The organism is Jeotgalibacillus sp. JSM ZJ347, from assembly GCF_044383825.1.
Lineage (GTDB): Bacteria > Bacillota > Bacilli > Bacillales > Jeotgalibacillaceae > Jeotgalibacillus.
On the sequence record NZ_JBISEN010000001.1, the window covers coordinates 625,424 to 648,280 of the forward strand.

23 protein-coding genes are annotated in these 22,857 nt (G+C 40.3%); 3 read left to right on the top strand and 20 right to left on the bottom strand.

Annotation, left to right across the window (positions count from 1 at the left end):
* Nucleotides 1–25: 25 nt before the first annotated feature.
* From ACH6CZ_RS03275 to ACH6CZ_RS03290, 4 genes are all read right to left on the bottom strand, one after another.
* Nucleotides 26–1,285 (bottom strand): glutamate-5-semialdehyde dehydrogenase, encoded by a 1,260-nt coding sequence (locus ACH6CZ_RS03275; RefSeq protein WP_374095988.1) that lies wholly within the window; start codon nucleotides 1,283–1,285, stop codon nucleotides 26–28.
* A 60-nt stretch (nucleotides 1,286–1,345) separates the two neighbouring features.
* On the bottom strand, nucleotides 1,346–2,467 hold the full coding sequence (gene proB, locus ACH6CZ_RS03280; protein WP_374095989.1) for a glutamate 5-kinase: 1,122 nt from the start codon (nucleotides 2,465–2,467) through the stop codon (nucleotides 1,346–1,348).
* Nucleotides 2,468–2,506: 39 nt separating this feature from the next.
* Nucleotides 2,507–3,346 carry a pyrroline-5-carboxylate reductase gene (proC, locus tag ACH6CZ_RS03285; protein ID WP_374095990.1) on the bottom strand — a complete coding sequence of 280 codons (840 nt, stop codon included), beginning with the start codon at nucleotides 3,344–3,346 and terminating at the stop codon, nucleotides 2,507–2,509.
* A gap of 332 nt (nucleotides 3,347–3,678) precedes the next feature.
* Complete coding sequence (locus ACH6CZ_RS03290) at nucleotides 3,679–4,524, bottom strand: gamma-glutamylcyclotransferase (protein WP_374095991.1); 846 nt, start codon at nucleotides 4,522–4,524, stop codon at nucleotides 3,679–3,681.
* A 69-nt stretch (nucleotides 4,525–4,593) separates the two neighbouring features.
* Here ACH6CZ_RS03290 and ACH6CZ_RS03295 point away from each other — a divergent pair, with 69 nt between their 5' ends.
* Nucleotides 4,594–4,821: a hypothetical protein gene (locus ACH6CZ_RS03295; protein WP_374095992.1), complete on the top strand. Its 228-nt coding sequence runs from the start codon at nucleotides 4,594–4,596 to the stop codon at nucleotides 4,819–4,821.
* Nucleotides 4,822–4,882: 61 nt separating this feature from the next.
* Here the strand turns inward: ACH6CZ_RS03295 and ACH6CZ_RS03300 are convergent, their stop codons facing one another.
* The 7 genes from ACH6CZ_RS03300 to ACH6CZ_RS03330 form a co-directional block, all read right to left on the bottom strand.
* Nucleotides 4,883–6,316: an alanine/glycine:cation symporter family protein gene (locus ACH6CZ_RS03300; protein WP_374095993.1), complete on the bottom strand. Its 1,434-nt coding sequence runs from the start codon at nucleotides 6,314–6,316 to the stop codon at nucleotides 4,883–4,885.
* Between the two features lie 78 nt (nucleotides 6,317–6,394).
* Nucleotides 6,395–8,818: a DNA topoisomerase IV subunit A gene (gene parC, locus ACH6CZ_RS03305; RefSeq protein ID WP_374095994.1), complete on the bottom strand. Its 2,424-nt coding sequence runs from the start codon at nucleotides 8,816–8,818 to the stop codon at nucleotides 6,395–6,397.
* Between the two features lie 4 nt (nucleotides 8,819–8,822).
* Complete coding sequence (parE, locus tag ACH6CZ_RS03310) at nucleotides 8,823–10,775, bottom strand: DNA topoisomerase IV subunit B (RefSeq protein ID WP_374096508.1); 1,953 nt, start codon at nucleotides 10,773–10,775, stop codon at nucleotides 8,823–8,825.
* 219 nt (nucleotides 10,776–10,994) lie between these two features.
* A complete protein-coding gene (locus ACH6CZ_RS03315) occupies nucleotides 10,995–11,414 on the bottom strand; it encodes a CoA-binding protein (RefSeq protein ID WP_374095995.1) in 420 nt (139 codons plus the stop codon).
* Between the two features lie 4 nt (nucleotides 11,415–11,418).
* The gene (locus tag ACH6CZ_RS03320; RefSeq protein WP_374095996.1) at nucleotides 11,419–12,333 is read right to left on the bottom strand and encodes a glycine betaine ABC transporter substrate-binding protein; all 915 of its coding nucleotides are present in this window, start codon (nucleotides 12,331–12,333) and stop codon (nucleotides 11,419–11,421) included.
* 14 nt (nucleotides 12,334–12,347) lie between these two features.
* Entirely contained in the window at nucleotides 12,348–12,995 is a 648-nt protein-coding gene (locus ACH6CZ_RS03325) for an ABC transporter permease (protein WP_374095997.1), read from the bottom strand.
* Nucleotides 12,992–13,963, bottom strand: coding sequence for an ABC transporter ATP-binding protein (locus ACH6CZ_RS03330; RefSeq protein ID WP_374095998.1), 972 nt, complete (start codon nucleotides 13,961–13,963; stop codon nucleotides 12,992–12,994). Before ACH6CZ_RS03330 ends, ACH6CZ_RS03325 begins: the two co-directional genes overlap by 4 nt.
* A 186-nt stretch (nucleotides 13,964–14,149) precedes the next feature.
* On the opposite strand from ACH6CZ_RS03330, the gene plsY reads away from it, so the two are divergent.
* Nucleotides 14,150–14,734: a glycerol-3-phosphate 1-O-acyltransferase PlsY gene (gene plsY / locus ACH6CZ_RS03335; protein ID WP_374095999.1), complete on the top strand. Its 585-nt coding sequence runs from the start codon at nucleotides 14,150–14,152 to the stop codon at nucleotides 14,732–14,734.
* A gap of 37 nt (nucleotides 14,735–14,771) precedes the next feature.
* On the opposite strand, the gene ACH6CZ_RS03340 is transcribed toward plsY, so the two are convergent.
* The gene (locus ACH6CZ_RS03340) at nucleotides 14,772–15,020 is read right to left on the bottom strand and encodes a hypothetical protein (protein ID WP_374096000.1); all 249 of its coding nucleotides are present in this window, start codon (nucleotides 15,018–15,020) and stop codon (nucleotides 14,772–14,774) included.
* Nucleotides 15,021–15,115: 95 nt separating this feature from the next.
* Here ACH6CZ_RS03340 and ACH6CZ_RS03345 point away from each other — a divergent pair, with 95 nt between their 5' ends.
* Nucleotides 15,116–15,409 (top strand): HesB/YadR/YfhF family protein, encoded by a 294-nt coding sequence (locus ACH6CZ_RS03345; RefSeq protein ID WP_374096001.1) that lies wholly within the window; start codon nucleotides 15,116–15,118, stop codon nucleotides 15,407–15,409.
* A gap of 20 nt (nucleotides 15,410–15,429) precedes the next feature.
* Here ACH6CZ_RS03345 and ACH6CZ_RS03350 read toward each other — a convergent pair whose 3' ends face one another.
* The 8 genes from ACH6CZ_RS03350 to ACH6CZ_RS03385 all read right to left on the bottom strand — a co-directional run bounded on the left by ACH6CZ_RS03350 (nucleotide 15,430) and on the right by ACH6CZ_RS03385 (nucleotide 22,763).
* Nucleotides 15,430–15,735, bottom strand: coding sequence for a hypothetical protein (locus tag ACH6CZ_RS03350; protein ID WP_374096002.1), 306 nt, complete (start codon nucleotides 15,733–15,735; stop codon nucleotides 15,430–15,432).
* On the bottom strand, nucleotides 15,735–16,178 hold the full coding sequence (locus ACH6CZ_RS03355; RefSeq protein ID WP_374096003.1) for an acyl-CoA thioesterase: 444 nt from the start codon (nucleotides 16,176–16,178) through the stop codon (nucleotides 15,735–15,737). Before ACH6CZ_RS03355 ends, ACH6CZ_RS03350 begins: the two co-directional genes overlap by 1 nt.
* A 100-nt stretch (nucleotides 16,179–16,278) precedes the next feature.
* On the bottom strand, nucleotides 16,279–16,413 hold the full coding sequence (locus ACH6CZ_RS03360; RefSeq protein ID WP_322420845.1) for an FbpB family small basic protein: 135 nt from the start codon (nucleotides 16,411–16,413) through the stop codon (nucleotides 16,279–16,281).
* Between the two features lie 123 nt (nucleotides 16,414–16,536).
* Nucleotides 16,537–19,248, bottom strand: a complete 2,712-nt coding sequence (acnA, locus tag ACH6CZ_RS03365; RefSeq protein WP_374096004.1) for an aconitate hydratase AcnA — start codon at nucleotides 19,246–19,248, stop codon at nucleotides 16,537–16,539.
* 232 nt (nucleotides 19,249–19,480) lie between these two features.
* Nucleotides 19,481–20,929, bottom strand: a complete 1,449-nt coding sequence (locus ACH6CZ_RS03370; protein ID WP_374096005.1) for an amidase — start codon at nucleotides 20,927–20,929, stop codon at nucleotides 19,481–19,483.
* A gap of 12 nt (nucleotides 20,930–20,941) precedes the next feature.
* The gene (locus ACH6CZ_RS03375) at nucleotides 20,942–21,589 is read right to left on the bottom strand and encodes a thermonuclease family protein (RefSeq protein ID WP_374096006.1); all 648 of its coding nucleotides are present in this window, start codon (nucleotides 21,587–21,589) and stop codon (nucleotides 20,942–20,944) included.
* A 12-nt stretch (nucleotides 21,590–21,601) separates the two neighbouring features.
* Nucleotides 21,602–22,237, bottom strand: coding sequence for a lytic transglycosylase domain-containing protein (locus tag ACH6CZ_RS03380; RefSeq protein ID WP_374096007.1), 636 nt, complete (start codon nucleotides 22,235–22,237; stop codon nucleotides 21,602–21,604).
* Nucleotides 22,238–22,316: 79 nt separating this feature from the next.
* The gene (locus tag ACH6CZ_RS03385; protein ID WP_374096008.1) at nucleotides 22,317–22,763 is read right to left on the bottom strand and encodes a MarR family winged helix-turn-helix transcriptional regulator; all 447 of its coding nucleotides are present in this window, start codon (nucleotides 22,761–22,763) and stop codon (nucleotides 22,317–22,319) included.
* Between the last annotated feature and the right edge of the window lie 94 nt (nucleotides 22,764–22,857).

Genomic DNA, 22,857 nt, shown 5'->3' on the forward strand with positions numbered 1-22,857 from the left:
AAAAAGCAGCCAGATGGCTGCTTTTTTATCGGATCTGACCATTTCCGGTCATAACATATTTAATTGTAGTTAGTGCAGGGAGCCCCATTGGCCCACGTGCATGTAGCTTCTGAGTGGAAATGCCAATCTCAGCACCAAAGCCTAATGCACTGCCATCAGTAAATCTTGTTGAAGCATTTTGATAGATCGCTGCAGCATCAACCATTCCTTTAAAACGTATTGCAGTTTCTTCGTTTTCACTCACAATTGCCTCTGAATGCTTTGTGCCATATTTGTCAATATGAGCAATGGCTTCATCTACGTCTGACACGATTTTCATCGCAATATCAAGACTAAGGAATTCGTTAGCCCACTGATCTTCTCCTGCTTTTTCTGCTCCAGGAATCACTTCGCATGCCGCTTCGTCACCATGCACTGTAATATTGTGCTCTTTAAGTGTCTCAATCAGCTCTTCCTTGTGTGCATGAAGGAAGGCTTCATGGATAATCACGGTTTCTGCAGCATTACATACTGCCGGACGGTCAGTTTTTGCATTCACAAGGATTGCAAAAGCTTTTTTTGCGTCTGCATCTTTATCAATATAGATATGGCAATTCCCTACTCCTGTTTCAAGTACTGGTACAGTTGCATTATTCACAACAGCAGAGATCAGTTTGCCACCGCCTCTTGGAATTAAAACATCAATGTGTTCTTTCATTGTAAATAGTTCTTCAGTTGCCTGACGGTCTGTACTATCGATAAACTGAACAGCATCAGATGAAATTTCAGTTTCTTCAAGCGCCAGTTTCATGACGCTGACAATTTGTCTATTTGAATTAATCGCAGAAGATCCGCCTTTTAACACAATTGCATTTCCTGATTTCAGCGCGAGCCCCGTGGCATCTGCAGTAACGTTTGGACGCGCTTCATAGATCATACCGATTACGCCAAGCGGTACACGTATTGTCTGGACATTAAGACCATTTTCAAGTGTCCACTCATCAGTTACCTCACCAGAAGGATCTTCAAGCTGCGCTACCTGACGAAGACCATCAGCAAAGTCCTTTACACGGTCTGTATCAAGTGCAAGACGGTCCATATAAGCAGCATCATAGCCCGCTTCACGTCCATTAGAAAGGTCTTTTTCATTTGCTTCAAGAATCGCTGCAGTGTTTTTTTCAAGGTGATCAGCAATTGTTAATAAGGCTTTATTTTTTGTTTCAGTTGAAAGTAATCCAAGTTCTTTTGAAGCTTTTTGTGCTAATTGCGCCTGTCGTTTTACGTTTACTTTTGTCATTGTAGTCATCAAACCACTCCTTGTGAGATTTTGGTTTCTGTCATAAGCTCTGTCAAATTTATCGTTTATTTAAACACCCAGCGGTATTGCTACATCAAGTTCACATACAAATGATTCACTGTTCATAGCAGCTTCTTCCTTTTGATCATTACGGTCTAATTGGAATTTCTCCAGATCTTTTGAAGAGTAATTTACTACACCAAGTCCAAGCTTGTTATTATCTGTATCAAGAATTCTGACTACACTGCCTTTCTTGAAGTAACCGTTTATCTGATAGATCTGGCTTGGCTGGAGGTTCCCTTTTTCATTCACAATCACATCTTTTGCATCTTTATCAATCAGGATTTCACCCTCAGGACCTGAATTAAAGGCAATCCATTGACGTTTTCGGTCAAGGTTCACATCAATTTTTTCAATATCAAAATAAGTGCCGCGCGCAGTTTCTTTTACCGCTTCAACGATAATATCTTTCACGCCGGCTTTACCGAGAAATGAAGGAATACCGGAAGCCATTGAGATTTTAAAGGCATCAATCTTGGATCTCATACCGCCAGTACCGACAGCTGATCCTGGCTCACCTGCCATATCTTCAATCTGAGGTGTAATCTCTGATACTTCTTTTAACAATTCAGCATCAGGATTCTTCCTAGGGTCATCATTATATAATCCATCAATATCGGATAGAATGACCAGCTGATCAGACTCTACAAGACCTGCCACTTTTGCTGATAGCGTATCATTATCACCAAATCTTAAGCGGTCAGTCGTTACCGTATCATTTTCATTTACAATCGGAACAATTCCACGCTCTAAAAGAACGTTAATTGTATTTCTTACATTGTTATAGCGTGTTTCATCGGAGAAATCGCTGCGCGTAATCAGAATCTGTGAAGCAGCGTATCCATGTGAAGTAAATAACTCAGAGTAAGTTTCAATTAAACGACCCTGACCGATTGCCGCTGCTGCCTGTTTTTCCGGCAGAGATGATGGACGGTTAACAAAACCAAGTGTTCTGTATCCTGCTGCTACTGCACCAGATGATACGAGTACGACTTCGTGTCCATCGTCTTTCAGTTCTGCTACCTGGTCTGTGATCCGCTGAATTTTTCTCCGGCTGATATCACCTGATGAACTTGTTAAAGAACTGCTTCCAATTTTAATTACGACTCTCTTTTGATTATCCGATGTCATGCTATCACTCCTGATTTTAAAATTTCTATATCTGTTCAGTTACTGTACTGTTACTTTTGCCAATTGTTCAGTAATTTCTTTTGACCTGTTCATCGCACCTTCAATTGCTGCTTTAATTGCTGTACCTCCGCCATTTTTGTTCAGCGCATCAAGGCCTGCAGCAGTTGTGCCATTTGGTGATGTTACGTTTTGTCTCAGTTCAGTTGGCGTTTCTTCACGTTCAATCATCATTTTTGCAGCTCCAAGAATCGTTTGTGCACCAATCTCTCTAGCCTGCTGTACGTCCATACCGTTTTCCTGAGCAGTTTTTTCGATATGCTCCATTAAATAGTAAAAGTATGCAGGACCGCTGCCGGCAATTCCCGTAAATAGGTCCATCTGATCTTCTTCAATGACATAAACCTCTCCAATAGAAGATAGTAGGCTCTTAGCAAGCTTGACGTTCTTCATCGTAACGTTTTGCCCCGGTGAAATCGCCGTTGCTGATTCTCTCAGCATACTTGACGTATTTGGCATTACACGGACAACCTGCTGACCATCATTTAGATGTTCTTCCATAAATTCTGTTGAAATCCCCGCTAGCACACTCATAACAACCTGATCCGGTCTGATATAATCTTTAATAGATTGTAATGAGCTTTCAGCGTCTTTCGGTTTCATCGCCAGGAATATCACATCATATGAAGATAACTGCAATTTATCTCTCATGATTCCCTGAATGCCATATTCGTTATGAAGTTCAAGTAAACGGTCAGCGTTGCTTCTATTTGTTGCAGTAACCTGGCGCGGCTCTAGTGTTCCAGTTTTTACGATCCCTGAAATCATTGCCTCTGCCATATTTCCTGCGCCAATAAATGCTACTCTTAAGTCGTTAGCCATAATGCCCATCTCCTTTGTTTTCATCAGTATTTTCAAATGTATTGTTCGCTTTTTTGTTCGCTTTTTTAATCACGAGTATTATCGTAACATGTAGGGAAACACACGCAAGGGAAAACCTGAAAGTAATGAGTTAAATGCAGATACGGAGAGTGAAAGCGCTATCAAAGGGGTGAGATTTCGTCTAATTGCGAATTATGGCTTCTCAGCGTATCAGATCATTGAATATCACGATATTTAAATATAAGAATTTAACCTCTTCCTATGTATATAGGGTTATAACTAATTCAACTAAAAAGAGTCCTGAAAAATAATATATTTTTCAGGACTCACCGCTATTTACTCAGTTTTACATCGAGATTGAATTTATCCAACAGGTCATTTACTAGTTTCCTGTGGTATTCATCGCTTACAACTCCATGAGAACCTCTAATGATCTCAGTTGCATAGTGAAGCGGCGGTGCTGCCTCATTTACCGGATCAATCACAATAAATGTCATGCTCTTTTCATAACGAATACCATCTACTGTTACATCTACCATAGCAGGTCTGTACATCCCGCTGTCTACTCCTTCACGGTGGAACAGATATTCTATTGCTTTCTGATTTACTTTATAGAGTACACCTTCACCAGTGCCCCCTGTTTCAAGAATATTTGCTCTACCACCATCATGAACATTTAAAGAATAATTCATTTCAAGCCTGTCAACTTTTCCGCCGCCAATTTTATTTATAAAGAGGTGATCTACTTTAGCCAGTTTGAACCTTTCATCATCCATACAGGACCCATAAGCAAAATAATACTGAATCGGACGGTCCATTTCCATATGAATCAGCCAGTCATTAAATCTGATTTCTTCAAATAGTTCTTCTTCAGGTACTGCTGTTTGCGTATAAGCCTCCAATTCTCCAAGGTGATCTGTGAAAACTGTTATTTTTACAAGCTCTCCATTTAAAGACATCATTTTCTTTAAATCTTCACTTTTATCAGAAGTGACTTCATACAGCTCACCATAAGATCTTTCATTTACTCCTGGTTTAAGGATTGGATCAAGGTGATTTGCCAAATACAGTTTACCAAGTGTCCACGCCTGTGAAGCTAATAACTGTTCATTTTTCAGCATTTCATCTCTACTTCCATGCTTTCTTAACGTTCCATAGACAAAAAATAATTCGCTCATCTCATAATCCCCTTTTAATTTTTATTTATTCGTACACTTGTTCGTGATACACTTATTTTGGTGATCATTATGAATCTAATTAGATGGAGTTATGCAGGACGCGGAAGAGTAAGGGCATACTTTGATGAGTTTCCGCATTCAGTTGTGCATTTATCCAGAATCCGCAGAAAATACTTTGTCCGGTTTGTTAACTGGAGCAATCTTGATCCCGTTGTCAGCCGCGACGATCTCTGCGCGATAGAAAAATCTGTGAACATGGCACTTGCTGATGAGTTTACGATAAAGAATCAGAAATAAAATTGCAAGTTCCATAAGCCTATCGATTTAAAAAAGGGTGCCCGCGGGCACCCTTTTTTAATTATTCATTTTCAGGCCCTTCATCCCAGCAATCTGTATTTTTGAGATTAGGAATATTTTTAGTATAGAACACAGGATCAAGTCCCTGTCTTTTTTGACGCTTATAATCCTGAAGTACTTTGAATGCAAGAGGTGCCATCAGCGATATAGCGATAAGGTTAAGTAAAGCCATTGTCCCCATCGAGACATCCGCCAGGTTCCATACAACACCAAACTCCTGAACAGCTCCAAAGTAAACCATTCCAACCACAATGAAGCGGTATATATTCACATAAAGCATATTATTTCTGATAAATTCAATATTTGTTTCACCATAGTAATAGTTACCAACAATTGAACTGAAAGCAAACAGGAAGATCGCGACACTTATGAAGGCCGCCGCCCAGTCCCCAACATGATAGGTAAGTGCATCCTGTGTGAGCTGGATCCCATCACTGCCGTTTAAATATTCGTTAGACATAATGATGATCAGTGCAGTCGCTGTACAGATAATAATTGTATCAACAAATACGCCAAGCGCCTGAATAAGTCCCTGTTTTGCAGGATGTGTTACACCGGCTGTCGCAGCTGCATTTGGTGCACTACCCATACCTGCTTCATTTGAGAAAAGACCTCTTTTTACACCATTTAGAATTGCTGCACCAATACCACCTGATACGACTTCAGTAAAACCAAATGCGTTACTGAAAATGATCTGGAACATTGGAAATACAAGGTCAAGATTAGTAAATAACACATATAGTGCAAGGAGCAGATACAGTATCGCCATGATTGGGACCACAATACTTGTTACCGCTGCAACCCGCTTAACCCCACCAAAGATCACAACTGCAGTCAGGACGACTAGCACTAGTCCGACAATTTGACGATCCCATCCAAATGATCCTTCTAATGCGAGTGAGATCGTATTAGACTGAACGGAATTAAATACAAGTCCAAACGTAATAGAAATAATAATTGCAAAAATAATACCAAGCCATCTTGCATTAAGTCCTTTTTCCATATAATATGCAGGTCCGCCCCGGAACCCGTCTTTATTATCATCAACTTTGTATACCTGAGCAAGTGTGGACTCTACGAAAGCTGTGGCTGAACCGACAAGAGCGATGACCCACATCCAGAATACCGCTCCAGGACCACCCAGGGCAATTGCAGTAGCTACCCCAGCAAGGTTCCCAGTACCTACTCTTGATGCTGTAGAAATAGTAAAAGCTTTAAAAGAAGAAATTCCTCTTCTGCCTTTTGAAGAAATCGTTGTTTTTTCAGTCAGGAGTTTCAACATATCACCAAACGAAGTGAATTGCAGGAAACGTCCTCTGATTGTAAAGTATAATCCGCAGCCAATTAATACGACAATCAATATGTAATTCCACAAAAATCCGTTAATTGTTGTGGCTGCTTCATCAATAAATGAAACGATCTGTAAAGTATTCAAATAAGCTCCCCCTTATCATATTAAATTAAGAAATGGAAGAAAGCGGTACCTTCTTCCATTCCCTAGTATACGCATTTCTTAAACCTCTTCTGAAACGATATTTTTCCACACCTGAACGACATTTCCCTTTTCGTTTTCATCGACTATAAATGAACCGTTTGAGTATCTGTCATTGTTGCGCAAAGATGACGCACTGATCACTGTCCGATCACCTTTTTCAGTTGTGAGTACAAATTCATCGGTGCGGCTCGCATTAAACAGCTGCACTAGACGATGTGGGTTTCGTTTCAGTTCCCTTAGCATAATCAAACCTCTCTTAGCCCTTGAACCTTTTTCAAATTCAGACACCGACATTTTTTTTACCGCACCTCTGTGAGTGACAGCAATCAGGCTGTCCTCATCTTCTGCAAGGATTGCAGAGACAACAAAATCATTATCTTTCAGATTGATTCCTTTTACACCTGCTGCACGCTGTCCTACAAGGCTGACTTCTTCTTCAGCAAACCTCAGTCCATACCCAAAGTGAGTAGCTAACATAAGCGTGCGCTTGCCGTCTGTTCTGTATACAGCAATTAATTCATCATCTTTTTTCACATTTAAAGCAACAAGAGTCCGTGCAGTACGCTGAGCGTGATAAAGATTCAACTCTGATTTCTTAACCATTCCTTTTTTGGTTATAAATATGAGTGAATCGTGAGCAAAGCTCCTGACACCTTCAGCATGAATAATCTCTTCATCTCTGTCTGCTGATACAATTGACGAAAAGTGCTGACCGAGGTCTTTCCATCTGATATCGGGCAGCAGGTGAACCGGGAAGTGAATATAGTTCCCCTTATTCGTAAAGAGAAGCAATGAATCAGTTGTATTAATGTTTTGTAATGATAGAAGCCTGTCTGTATCTTTCATCGCAAGATCATTCCCGTTTGACGCTGCATAAGACCGTTGAGAAGTACGTTTAATATATCCATCTTTTGTGACTGACACATAAACGTCTTCACTTGCTACTAAAACTTCCATATTGATTTTAATTTCCTCTATATCCTTTTCAATCACTGAAAGTCTGGTGTTTTCATATTGCTTCTTGATTGCTTTTAATTCTTTTTTAATTACTGAAAGTAATTTTGCATCACTTGTTAAGATGGCATCAAGCTGACTGATTTTTTGATCAAGCTCAGCTGATTCTTTTTGAAGTGCAGTTACATCTGTATTAGTCAGGCGGTAAAGCTGTAATGATACGATTGCTTCAGCCTGGGCTTCAGTGAAATCAAAGCGCATTTCAAGATTATTTTTTGCATCCTTTTTGTCTTTTGATGCACGGATTGTGTCAATCACCTGATCAAGAATCGACAGGGCTTTAATCAGCCCTTCAACAATATGCTTCCGCTTAATCGCTTTATCGTAATCATATTTGGTTCTTCTGGTTACAACTTCTTTCTGATGTTCAATATAAGCATCAAGTAAATCCCTCAGTCCCATGAGCACCGGACGCTTATTATGAATGGCTACCATATTAAAATTGTAATGCACCTGCAGATCTGTATTTTTGTATAAAAAGTTTAATACACCATTAGCATCCGCTTCTTTTTTCAGTTCTACCACGATCCGAAGTCCAGTACGATCTGTCTCATCTCTGACTTCTGCGATCCCTTCAACCTTTTTATCAGCACGGTATTCGTCCATTTTCTTAACCAGAACAGCTTTATTTACTTCATATGGTATTTCAGTAATGACAAGCTGCTGCTTAGCACCGCGGATGTCTTCAACTTCAACCTTTCCGCGAATGACAATTTTTCCTTTGCCGGTACGATATGCTTGTTCGATGCCATCAACTCCCTGAATGATCCCACCTGTTGGAAAATCAGGACCCTTAATAACCGTCATCAGATCTCCAACTGTGGCTTCAGGTTTTTCAATTTTCATGACAGCTGCATCAATCACTTCACCAAGATGGTGTGGTGGTATTTCTGTTGCATACCCAGCTGAAATTCCTGTTGATCCGTTAACGAGTAGATTCGGATAACGTGCAGGCAGTACAACCGGCTCTTCAGATGTATCATCAAAGTTCGGTATATGATCTACAGTGTCTGATTCAATATCGCGCAATAGTTCGCCTGAAATCGCTGATAGTCTAGCTTCGGTGTAACGCATAGCTGCAGCCGGATCCCCGTCGATACTGCCGTTGTTTCCGTGCATTTCTACAAGTCGGTTTCTTACTTTCCAGCTTTGACTCATTCTAACCATCGCTTCATATACAGAAGAATCACCGTGAGGATGATAATTACCGATAACATTACCAACCGTTTTAGCAGACTTTCTAAAACCTTTTAAATGAGTGTTTCCTTCCATATGCATTGCATATAAAATTCTTCTTTGTACCGGCTTTAAGCCATCACGGGCATCCGGCAGCGCTCTTTCCTGAATTATATATTTACTGTATCGTCCAAATCTGTCCCCTAAAACTTCTTCGAGAGGAAGATCCTGAAAGCGTTCTGTCGCTGTCATTACATTATTCCTCCTCTGATGTCATAATCTGTTCATTTTCAAGAATATTTTCGTTATCTTCAAGTCCGAATGCTACATGAGATTCAATCCACTTTCTTCTTGGTTCAACCTTATCGCCCATCAGTGTCGTAACACGTCTTTCAGCCCTGGCGCCATCATCAATTCTGACTCTGATCAGCGTTCTTGTAGCAGGATCCATTGTTGTTTCCCAGAGCTGGGAAGCATTCATTTCACCAAGACCTTTATAGCGCTGCAACATATAACCTTTTCCGACCTTCTTTTGAACTTTGCCTAACTCATCATCTGTCCATGCATATTCAATGACTTCTTTTTTACCTGTACCTTTGCTCACCTTGTAAAGCGGTGGCAGTGCTATATATACTTTACCAGCTTCAACGAGCGGCTTCATATAACGGTAAAAGAATGTTAGCAGGAGCACCTGAATATGTGCACCGTCAGTGTCAGCATCTGTCATAATGACAACTTTATCGTACTGGACATCATCAAGGTTAAAATCCGGTCCGACTCCCGCTCCAATCGCATGAATAATTGTATTAATTTCTTCATTTTTAAAGATATCAGCAAGCTTTGCTTTCTCTGTATTGATTACTTTTCCGCGCAGCGGCAATACAGCCTGGAACTTTCTGTCACGTCCCTGTTTGGCTGAGCCGCCGGCTGAATCACCCTCAACCAGGTAAAGTTCATTTTTCGCAGCATTCCTGGACTGCGCAGGCGTCAGCTTTCCTGAAAGAATTGTATCTGATTTCTTTCTTTTTTTACCGTTTCGGGCGTCTTCTCTTGCTTTTCGGGCAGCTTCTCTTGCCTGTTGAGCTCTGATTGCTTTTTTAATCAGCATCGAACTGATATCAGGATTTTCCTCAAGGAAATAAAGCAGCTTGCCTGCAACTACTGCATCTACAGCTGACCTTGCTTCAGAAGTACCAAGCTTTCCCTTCGTCTGACCTTCAAATTGAAGAATCTGTTCAGGTACTCTGATTGAAATAATACTTGCAAAACCTTCTCTGATGTCACTACCTTCAAGATTCTTGTCTTTTTCCTTCAACAGGCTGACTTTGCGGGCATATTCGTTAAAAATGCGTGTAACAGCAGTTTTTGCACCTGCTTCGTGAGTGCCACCGTCTTTTGTCCGGACGTTATTAACAAATGAGAGAATCGTTTCAGAAAACCCATCATTAAATTGGAAAGCAAATTCCACTTCAATACCACTTTGCTCACCATCAAATGCGACTACCGGATGAAGCGCATCTTTCTCGTCATTCAGATAGGATACAAAAGCCTGAATACCTGTTTCAAATTGAAACAGTTCTTTTTTGTCATCTCTAAGATCTGCTATTTCAATTGCAAATCCTTTTAAAAGAAATGCACTTTCACGAAGTCTCTCGCTTAATGTTTCAAAATTAAAATGAGTTGTACTGAAAATAGATGGATCCGGCTTGAAGTGTATAAGTGTCCCTGTTTCTTTTGTAGTGCCTTTTTTCTCAAGCGTTGTTACCGGTTTGCCTCCATTTTCAAATCGCTGTTTAAAAACAGAGCCATCCCGGTAAATCGTAACTTCCAGCCATTCTGACAGCGCATTAACAACTGAAGCGCCAACTCCGTGCAGTCCGCCACTTGTTTTATATCCGCCCTGACCAAATTTACCACCGGCATGAAGCACTGTAAAAATGACTTCAGGTGTAGGTTTGCCGGAGCGGTGCATGCCTGTTGGCATACCACGTCCATAATCACGCACTGAAATACTGTCATCTTCATGAATTTTTACATCTATACGGTTGCCGTAGCCACCTAGTGCTTCATCAACTGAATTATCCACAATCTCATAAACCAGGTGATGCAGCCCTCTTGCATCTGTGGAGCCTATATACATCCCGGGTCTTTTACGCACAGCTTCGAGCCCCTCAAGCACCTGGATTGCATCATCGTTATATTCCATCATTACTTTTTTAGCCACTAAAATTCCCCTTCCAACTATCCAAACACGTGTTCGTTTTTCTCCATTATAGCATATAAATGCTGTACCCATCATATTCTATACTTATTTTATCAGGCATTTCAAATGCATTTAGATAAAATACATGTGTCAACCCATAATATTTTTTATTTTACAGAAAATTAAACAGCAAAAGAGCACTGCAAAATGCAGTGCTCAATTTTACTAAGGCTGTGTAATACTATGCTCGACTTTAATACACCTGTCCATTATGACCTGTCGTCCTTTGGATTTCAGCTGACTGAATACCTCTTCATCAATAACGTCGAGCTGTGTCCAGAAAACAGGAACATCTGTCTCCAGGTATTCTTCAGCGAGATCCTTTAAAAACTCTGACCGTCTGAATACATTAACAATATCTACATGATCCGGGATATCCTTCAGGCTTTTCAATGACTTTTCACCAAGTGCTTCATCAATCATCGGATTTACAGGAATAATTTTGTACCCTGCATCCTGCATGGCTTTTGAAACGCTGTGTGAAGTGCGTGCCGGATTATCACTTAGCCCGACGACTGCAATCGTTTTAGCAGTCTGTAAAATTGATCTGATTTCATTACGTTCCGGGTTTTCCAATTGATCCATCTCCTTATTCTTCAATAAGTCCTTTGCTCATTAAGAATTCTTCAGCTACTGCTCTGTAATCTTCACCGTCTATATCAACTTTCGCGTTCATCTCCTGCATTTCCTCTTCAGAAATCTGTCCTGCAAGACCGCTCATCACTTCTTCAAGTTCAGGGTAGTTATCCAGAATTTCCTGACGTACGATTGGAACTGCATCATATTTAGGGAAGAACCCTTTATCATCTTCAGTTGTTGCCAGGTCGAATCTTTCAATCCGGCCATCTGTTGTAAAGGCAGGAATCACATCCACTTCGCCTGTTCTTACTGCGTCATACATGATACTTGCATCAAAGCTTTCAGCTGATGTGAATTCAAAATCATAAGCTTCAACTAATGCATCATAGCCATCACCTTCCCGCTCATAAAAAGAGTGGGGTGCGCCAAAAACAAGATCACTGCTTACCGCTGCAAGTTCAGTGTAATTTGATGCATCAAGTTCTTCACCGCTTCTGTATGCCATGGTATAACTGTTTTCAAAGCCGAGCGGTTCAAGCCATACGACGTCAAATTGTTCCTGATAGCCTTCTCTGACACGTTCAAGTACAGAGTCACTGCTTTCCCCCTGTTCTGCTTTTTCATTTAGTACCGCTTCAAGTCCTGTACCGGTATATTCTACATACATATCAATATCCCCATTTTCAAGAGAAGGCGTAAGGATAGATACTTCACCAAGACCTTCTTCAAGGTCAACTTCGTAATCTGAATTCCCCTCGATATAAAGTTCAAGAATATGTGGCAGTATATATTGTTCTGTCCATGGCTTACCAGCTACAATAATCGGATCGCTGCTGTCCCCGGATCCACTGTCACTCCCGCATGCTGCGAGAATACCAGATAATGCAATTAATGAAGCACCTGCTATGATTTTTGACTGTTTCATTTGACCACTCCTCATTATGATTTTAACCCTTTTGGTGTTGTTTTCTTTTCAAGCATTTTCAAAATAAAGTCAAACAGTAATGCTAAAAGCGCAACAGGAATTGCACCTGCCAGAACCAGACTGTTGTTATAAGACTGCAGTCCCCTCCAGATCACATCACCAAGCCCTCCTGCCCCTACAAAAGTGGCAAGTGTTGCAACTCCGACAGTAAGTACTGTTGCTGTTCTGATACCAGCCATTAGAAACGGGAGTGACAAAGGCAATTCGATTTTAAATAATATCTGGGAGTTGGTCATTCCCATTCCTCTTCCCGCTTCAATCACTGCCTGATCCACTCCTGTAATGCCTGTATATGTATTTCTTAAGATCGGCAGCAGTGCATAAATAATAAGGGCTATTAATGCTGTTTCGAAACCGATTCCCATAATCGGAACCAGGAATCCAAATAATGCGAGGCTTGGGATTGTCTGAAAAACTGCTGTAACCCCGATATAGAATTCAGCCACTTTCTGATTTCTTGAAATGAAAATACCCAGTGGCAAGCTGATCGCAATGGCAATAAAAATTGCTGTAAAAGATAAATACAGATGTTCTAATGTGGCTTCGACAATTAAATCCTGACGTGATGTGATCGTATCTATAAAAGTCTGGAAAAAATTCATTTGACCGCCTCCTCTTCATCAATACCTGCAAGCGCAGTCAGCAGACGATCTTTTTCCAGCATGCCAATCACTTCATTATCCTCTTTTACTGCAGCTGTATCAATTTTGTTAGTGATAAAGTACCTGACTGCATCTTTAATTGATAATGAGCTGTCAATCTGGTGTTCATTCCGAGGGTGCTTATTCCTGGCGTCAATAAATGGCTTTATATTTTGTCTTGAATGATCATTCAAATAAGTCTGAATTCTTTCTTCGCCTATAAATGACCTGACAAAATCATTAGCGGGATTTTTCAGGAGGTTTTCCGGTGAAGCGATCTGCTGAATGAAGCCATCTTTCATTACGACAATTTCATCAGCTATTTTTAATGCTTCGTCCATATCATGGGTCACAAAAACAATTGTTTTTTTAATTGTAGTCTGAAGCTGTTTTAATTCATTTTGGAGCTGTTCCCGGCTGATCGGGTCCAGTGCACTGAATGGCTCATCCATCAGAATAATAGGCGGTTCACCTGCAAGAGCTCTTACTACGCCAACACGCTGCTGCTGTCCTCCACTTAATTCAAGAGGATATCTCTTTTTGTATACTTTCGGATCCAATCCTACAAGTTTCAGCAGTTCATCCACTCTATTTTGATATTCAGTTTTCTTTTTCCCTTTTAATTTCGGGATCAGTCCAACATTTTCCTCAATTGTCATATGCGGAAAAAGACCGATCCGCTGAATTACGTAACCGATGTTTCTTCTCAGTTCCACTTCTTTTACATCACCTGTATCCTTGCCGTCGATTTCAATGGTACCAGAAGTAATACTGATCAAACGGTTAATCATTTTCATAGTAGTCGTCTTACCGCAGCCACTTGGACCAATCAAGGCTACAAGCTGTCCTTCTTTAATATGTAAGTTCATGTCTTTAATCGCTTCCGTTCCATCTTCAAATGTTTTGGAAACGTTTTTGAATACGATCATAGATCCACCCCTTTCTAGTATCTATCAATTATTTCCCTTGGGACAAACCTCCTAAACTTATTTTTGGATATTTCGACATTTTTTCATCAATGTTATTTGCTACTCGCGTAAAAATCTATTTTTTCGCTGAATGTTCATGATAAGATAAGGTTATTCATCATACATAATTTTTTAAGGAGATTAAAAATGGAAATTGCAATCATTTTTATTATCGCCTATATTCTTGGTTCCATTCCTTCAGGACTTTGGATAGGCAAAGCTTTTTATAAAAAAGATATCAGAGAGTTCGGAAGTGGAAATCTAGGTGCTACAAACACGTTCAGAACGCTTGGTAAAAAAGCAGGTATTGTCGTCACAATCATGGACATTTTAAAAGGTACAGCTGCAACGCTTACCCCCTTACTATTTAACATGCCGGATATGATGCTATTAGCTGGCATCATATCCGTGATTGGTCACATCTTCCCTATCTTTGCAGGATTTAAAGGTGGTAAGGCTGTTGCTACTTCTTCGGGGGTAGTACTTGGATATGCTCCGATTTTATTCGTGCTCGTTGTAATCGTGTTTTTGATCGTACTGAAGCTTTCAAAATATGTATCGCTTTCTTCAATGGCTGCTGCTTTATTCGGTATTCTTTATTGTCTGATTTTTACCAATGATGTATTTCTGACACTGATTGTGGGTGTGATGGCAGTATTTATTGTCATTAGACACAAGGATAATATTTCAAGAATTAAAAACAAAACCGAACCAAAAATTAAATGGATGTAAAAAACAACCGTGCTGTCAGAATCGACAGCACGGTTGTTTAATGACCTGCAAGGTGTGGAGAAACAAAAATCATTACAATCGCTGCAGCAGCCAAAATGCCCGTAGTCATCAAGAAAGCTTTTCTATTCTTTCGACTGAGCAATACTAGCCCCGTGTAAATTACTGCTGCTGCTAAAATCGAAAGCAATGCTTCAATATAATAATAACTTTCTAATTGTATAAAAACCTGTATGGTCAAACCACCAAAAATGAACGCACCAATGATCCAAAAAAGATTTTTTTCCATCTGTAACACCCTTTCTTTGTCACAATAAATTTCTTACTCTATAATGTAGATTAATCAGGCAGCAATCAGCTGCATTCGGGAAAGGAGTTTTTCAATTGAATATTACATTATCTGATGATGCACTTAAATGGTTTGAAAACGAAATGCAAATTGAAAAAGGCTCCCATGTCAGGTTCTTTGCAAAATACGGTGGATCAAGCGCTGTTCAGGAAGGCTTCTCTTTGGGTGTATCCAAAGATGAACCTATTGAGCCTGCTGCTGAAACCGAAAAATCAGGGATATACTTTTTTGTAGAAGAAAGTGATGTCTGGTATTTTGATGGGCATGATCTGCATGTTGCATATGATGACAAGCAGGAAGGGCCTGACTATCAATACAACAAAGCTTAAACCGCAGAAATGCGGTTTTTTTATTTCAGCTTAAACCGCATAATATGGTCTTCTAGCCCTTCTGCTTTTAAAATATCCAGCTGCGCATCCCCAATTAAATCATAGTGGGAATAGCCATCATTCCTAATATGAATCCACTCTTTTTTCAACCCATACTGTTTTCCCCATTGATAAAGCTGGTCAATACTGAGTGCACCTGCCTTTGTCACCGTTCTCATTTGGCTAAAGCGGTCATCGACCCAGTAATGCGTGAGAAATGCAATCTTCCCTTCATCAATATCATGCTTCCACTTCAATAATTCTGACCTTTTAATACCAAAAGCCATTAATGCTTACTTCCTTGCATTTCTGGATGCTTTTTATATGTCTCGCATGCTTCATGCCAGGCCGGGAAGTACTTTCTGACTGAGACGGGTCTGAAGTTCTCTTTTTTTACACATACATGTTTTGATAATCCAGAAGCTGCAATTGTACCGTCTTCAAGGAGAATTTTATAACCGTAATGAGTTCTTAATCCATCATAGTGCTCCATCCATGTATGTATCGTAACGACATCTCCATATTTAGCTGGGCTTTTGTAGGAAATGTTAATATCCATAACCGGAGCAAGGATGCCTTCATCCTCCATATCAGAATATTTAAATCCCATTGTTTCAATCAGTGATGTGCGTCCGATTTCCATCCAGACTAAATAGTTCGCATGATAGACAACACCCATTTGATCAGTTTCCGCATAGCGCACCTCTACCTCTTTTTTAGCTGTTAACATGCATAACCCTCTTTTCATTACAATCTAGCCTCATTATATATGAAATAAATCAGAAAAAAAATAAAAGCACCCTATCCAGGCTGGACAGAATGCGATCTGATTAGTTTTTTTCACTCCAGGTAATCCATCTTTTTTCTAACCGTTCTTCAATACGATCCATTTTTACTGGATCTTTTTTGATGTCAGATCGATTCTCTGCCAACAGCTCCTGAAACGACTTGCCTTTTACTCTCATCGTGCACACCTCCTATTTACAGTATGTCACATAATGAGACTGTTTAAACTAAAATAGTTAGAATTTTTTAATAATTATAGACAGAAAAAATCCGACAGTGAAAAAACTGCCGGATTAAATGAATTATACTGTTAACTTGTCACGCAGAACCATTCTTAAAATTCCACCATGACGGTAGTAATCTACTTCAACATCTGAATCAAAACGAGCTAGTACTTCAAATTCAGTCACTTTACCGTTTTCAGCAGTAGCTGTAACAGTCAGGATATCACGAGGCTTTACATCGTCTGTAATATTTACAGCGATTGTCTCTTTTCCTGTCAGGCCGAGTGATTCAGCACTTTCACCTTTTTTGAACTGAAGCGGCAGTACGCCCATAAATACAAGGTTTGAACGGTGGATACGCTCATAGCTTTCAGCAATAACTGTTTTAATTCCAAGAAGATTAGTACCTTTTGCAGCCCAGTCACGTGAAGAACCCATTCCATAATCTTTACCAGCAAGTACAACTAATCCAGTGTTGTCTTCCTGATACTTCATACAAGCATCATAGATCGCCATTACTTCACCTGTTGGCCAGTATGTTGTATACCCGCCTTCAGTACCTGGTGCAATCTGGTTACGGATACGGATATTTGCAAATGTACCGCGCATCATGACTTCATGGTTACCACGACGTGAGCCGTATGAGTTAAAGTCACGGATTTCTACACCATTTTCACGCAGGTATTTTCCTGCAGGCGTATCTTTACCGATCGCACCAGCCGGAGAAATATGGTCAGTCGTTACAGAGTCTCCAAACTTACCAACTACGCGCATACCGCTAAGCGTTTCAATCGCAGATGGATGTTCTGTAAGACCTTCAAAGAATGGTGGATTCTGAATGTATGTTGAATCATTCGAGAATGCATAAAGTGCATCATCATTTGTTTCAATTTCATTCCATCTTTCGTTATTATCAAATACACGCTCATACTCTTCACGGAAAAGCTCAGGCGTTACAGTCGATTTAACGATCGCATTAACCTCTTCAGTTGTTGGCCAAATATCTTTAAGGAAAATATCCTGTCCATCTTTCCCTTTCCCGATTGGATCTTTTTGCAGATCAATATCCACTGTACCTGCAAGTGCATAAGCAACAACAAGTGGCGGAGAAGCCAGATAGTTAGCGCGCACTAATGGATGGATACGCCCTTCAAAGTTACGGTTTCCTGACAGTACTGATGATACAAGCAGATCACTTTCTGAAATCGTTTTTTCAATTTCAGGAAGAAGTGGACCTGAGTTACCGATACATGTCGTACAGCCGTATCCAACAAGGTCAAAGCCAAGGCTTGCAAGCGGATCAAGCAGATTCGCATCACGAAGATAGCCTGATACGACCTTTGAACCTGGTGCAAGCGATGTTTTAACATACTTTGGTACTTCCATGCCAAGCTCTACTGCTTTTTGAGCGACTAAGCCGGCACCAAGCATCACGTATGGGTTGGATGTATTGGTACAGCTTGTAATCGCAGCAATTGCAATTGCACCAGTTTTCATAGGTGCTACATCACCATTACTGAATTCAACAACGGCTTCTTTATCGATTTCCTGTTTTTCAAGTCCAAATCCTTGAACGCCTTCTTTTGCAGTAAGCGCTTTGTGGAATTCCTTTTGCATAGCAGATAACGGAATCAGATCCTGAGGACGTTTTGGTCCTGAAAGATTCGGCTCAACAGTTGAAAGATCAAGTTCAACAACATCTGTATAGGTTGGATCTGCTTTATCAGTTGTAAAGAACATATCATTACGCTGAAGGTATTCTTTTACGACTGCAATGTCACTGTCTTCACGGCCAGTTAAGCGCATGTAGTTGAGTGACTCTTCATCCACCGGGAAGAACCCGCATGTAGCGCCATATTCAGGTGCCATGTTGGCAATTGTTGCACGGTCTGCAAGTGGCAGATTGGCAACGCCATCACCGAAGAATTCTACAAACTTTCCTACAACGCCTTTTTGACGAAGCACCTGTGTTACCTTCAGTGCAAGGTCAGTCGCAGTAGCTCCCTGTGGCAGCTGATTAGTAAGACGTACACCGATTACTTCAGGAATCGGGAAATATGAAGGCTGACCAAGCATACCTGCTTCAGCTTCAATACCGCCGACGCCCCATCCTAATACACCGATACCATTGATCATTGTTGTATGTGAATCAGTACCTACAAGTGTATCAGGGAAAGCAATTGTTTCACCCTCTGCGTTCTCAATTGCATGGACAACATTTGCAAGGTACTCAAGGTTAACCTGGTGTACGATACCTGTTGCAGGTGGAACTGCACGGTAATTGTCAAATGCTTTCTGAGCCCATGAAAGGAACTGGTAACGCTCTGCATTACGTTCAAATTCAAGGTCCATATTGACCTGAAGTGCATCAGGCGTTCCATATTTATCTACCTGTACTGAGTGGTCGATAACAAGGTCAACCGGAATCTCAGGGTTGATCTTATCGGGTGAACCGCCCATTTTAGACATTGCATCACGTAATGAAGCAAGGTCAACGACTGCCGGTACACCTGTGAAATCCTGAAGAATAACACGTGAAGGCTTAAATGGCACTTCTGAATCTTTCACTTCTTCAGAACCCCAGTTAGCGAGGTTTTTAATGTGGTCTTCTTTAATTACTCTGCCGTCATATTGACGCAATACAGATTCGAGTAAAACACGAATCGAGTATGGCAATTTGGAAATGTCAGTAAAGCCCTTTTCTTCAAGCGTTTTCAGCTCATAGTAATGATAGCGTTTACCTTCTAGCTCAAAAGATTTTTTCGATTGAAAAATATCCTGATTAGCCATCTTGTTTCCCCCTCTTAATTTTGTAAAGCGACGTTATGTAACTTTTTTCGCACAATTCAATCTTAATACAACTGGCTTCATAAGTAAATATCAATAAAGTTATGTTATTTGATAAGTTAAACTTATCAAATAACTGATATACGATTACAAAACATAAAAAATGTGAGTTTGTACAGAGTTTAATTTTTATTTTTTCTGAGATCACTATATAAAGTGCTTTTCTGACATAATATTAATTTTCGTTCATTAAAATATGACTGATATTTAACAGCCAGTGTTCATTGCCTTTTGGCGCCATCACCTGAACCCCTAACGGAAGGCCGCTTTCAGCAGTATATAAAGGCAGGCTGACAGCAGGCTGTCCGGTCAAATTCGCCAGTTGGGTGTACGGTGTCAGTGTTAAGCTTGGTTCAAACATCTGATAGATCAGTTCCTGCTGTTCCTGCGCTGGAAGTGAGTGAATTTCACTAAGTGCTTTCATCATTGACTCAGAATGTTCTAGCTGACCAATTAAAGGTGCAGTGTGAGCAGCTGCTGGCGTGACAAATAAATCATATTGCTGATGGAACTCATTCATCAGCGCAGCCGCCTGATCCCATGCAGCTAAACTCCTGCTGAAATCTCCAGCTGAACATTTCAACCCTGCCTGATAGAGTGCCCATGATTCAATTTCAACATCATCAATTTTCAGCTTTCTATTAAGCACTTGCTCCAAATTATGTACAAGACCTGCCATTTCTCCGCAATTCATCATGTAATATTGCTGCATCAATTCTTTTCCGTTGATAGGAGGCGCCGCTTCTTCACAATGGAAACCTGCTTCTTTCAGCATGTTCACTGTCTTTAGCACTGCCTTTTCAGCTTCTTTACTAACAGGGGTCCCAACTGGGGAATGAATGGAATAAGCAATTTTATAATTATGCTTTAAAGTTACAGCATTTGTGTATTTTGATGGATACAGTGGCGTGTGAAAGGCAGCTTCCTTCTGATAGACTTGCATACAATCCAGTAGTCCGGCTGTATCACGAACAGATTTCGTCAGGAAAAAGTCTATCGCTGCCCCCTGCCATTGTCTGCCTGCTCCCGGACCAACAGGCATTCTGCCCCTGGTTGGTTTTAAACCTATTAACCCTGAGAAAGATGAAGGTATCCTAATCGATCCCCCACCGTCACTTGCACCCGCTACCGGGACCATGCCACTGCCTACTGCTGCTGCAGCTCCACCGCTTGATCCACCTGGTGAGTGACTTGGGCTGAGCGGGTTTCTTGAAGGACCATGAAGTTTTGGTTCAGTTATATTTTTTAATCCGAATTCAGGCGCATTTGTGTGACCAAGAACAATAAAACCTGCTTGAATCAGCTGGTCTACGAAATGACTGTTTCTGATTGCACGGTTTTCCTTAAGTAATCTTGCACCTGCAGTAGCCGGTGAGCCTTTAACGTTTTGGGACATATCTTTTAATAAAATTGGCACACCTCCAAACGGAGCACTCAAATCAGCCTTTTCAGCTTCAGCCATCGCTTCTTCATACCTTAAGTGAGTTACTGCATTGACACGTGGATTCTCTGAATCAATGATTGCAAATGCAGTTTCAACCATTTCCTTAGATGTGACTTTATTAGATTTAATTAAAGCTGCCATTTCAGTAGCGTCTAACTTTGCGTATTCTTTTTTATTCAATTAACCTACCTCCTATTTAGGTGCCCTGAATCCCGCACTCTTAGCTTCTTCAATCGTACAAAACCACTCTTCAGGTATTGTCTGATCATAATATGAGGAACCTTCTGTATGATAGATTTTATCCCCTCTGGAATTAATATTCCCTTTTATTGTACATCCTTCTGCCGGTTTATCATTCTGCATTTCATTTTGGTAATTTTCAACTGACCATATACCCTGTTCTGCATTTTTAGCCTCATTTTCAATCGCTCTGAACTCATCAACATATTTAGTATTAGGCGGATATACCGCAACCCGTGCAAGCCCCTGTTCAAGAAGCATTTCATTAAACATCTCACCATCATGCCATACATAAGCAAGCATTCTGCCATAGCGATCTCTTTCAGCCACGTCGAGTTCAAGTTCAACAAACTCTCCTTCAAGCTGAGAAGTGAACGCTGAGGCTTCCGGTCCGAATGGTTCGACACCTACTGTCGGGTGTTTTGTTTCTGGCGTATCAATTAAAAGAAGACGGATTCTTTCTACAGTCCCGTCTTCAAGTTTTACATCAAGCGTATCCCCATCCACTACATAGGTTACATTTCCTGATAATCCATTTAATTCATTATCGCTGCATCCAGCCATTAATAAAATGGCAATCAACATTCCTATTTTTCGCATCTTTTCACCGCTTTATGGATGTTTTTCTTTATATTCATAATAATAACCTAAAACATCATCGACATATTGATCACTGCGGTTATAGAGAAATATGGCTCTTTCAAGGTCGCCGTCAGATGCGCCATTTTGAGATAAATAATTCGCCGCACTATAAACAGCATCTTCAATATGATAAGGGTCCGCCACGCCATCCTGGTTTGCATCTACCCCATAACCACCGTACTTCTCAATTGCTGATGGATCTGTCAGCTCTGCTTCCGGTATATTACCTTCACCAAGCCCTTCACAGCTGGGATGTTGCCAGCCGATAAAAGTACATGGCATAAATTGCATATGCCCTTCTGCTCCAACAGGTGAAACGAGCGTATCCATAGTGGAAAACCTTGTTTCAACCCTGTGATGTGCAGCAAGTAAATGCCAGTCAATATCATATTTATCCGCTGCGTCTTTATAAACGGAAATATACTCTTCAGGTATTTCAAGCTCGATAGGTGCACCATTCTGTTCTAAAAGGTCCAGTGTCTTCCCTCTGTATTCATCGTCATTTAAAACCACAAAAATTGTAGAAATCATTACGACTGTTATTAAAGTCAGTAAAGTTAATAATAGTCTGAATTTTACCGATTTAGTTTTTTTATTTTTTACCAACTCTTCAACCTCATCTTTCATAAGCGCTTCATTTTCTATTGTAACGGAATTATGAATGGGTGAACAGAAGTTACATTTGTCATAATGATTCTTGCTTTTCTTTAATAACCATATTTAATTTCTTCAATGATTCGATCACAGTTTCAATTTCATGGATCGAGAGATGTGTATAATATTCTTCTCGCATTTTCTCATTAAAATCTTTTATTCTTCTTGCAAACATTCTCCCTTTTGGTCCCAGGTAAATGAGCGTTTCCCTTTTATTATCAGGATTCTTTTCTCTTTCAATAAAACGGTCTTTTTCGAGCCTGGCAACCACTTGACTGATTGCGCTTTTTGACACCTGAAACTCCCTTACAAGATCCTTAGCAGTCGCCGGTTCGAATTGCACGCAGTACATCAGGTAGCTTTCCTGCTGTGGTGTCAGATTAAACTGACTTAAAGTATCTAAGTCTGCTGTAAGCAGTCTGCTTGTCTCATCAAACGTATAATGAAGCTCTTTTATATACTGATCAAGTGATTTCATATCTATTTCCTTTCGATTAGTTAAGTTAACTTAACTTAATTATTATAACATTATTCGATCAATTTTTACAGAGTTCATATGATAATGAGTAATA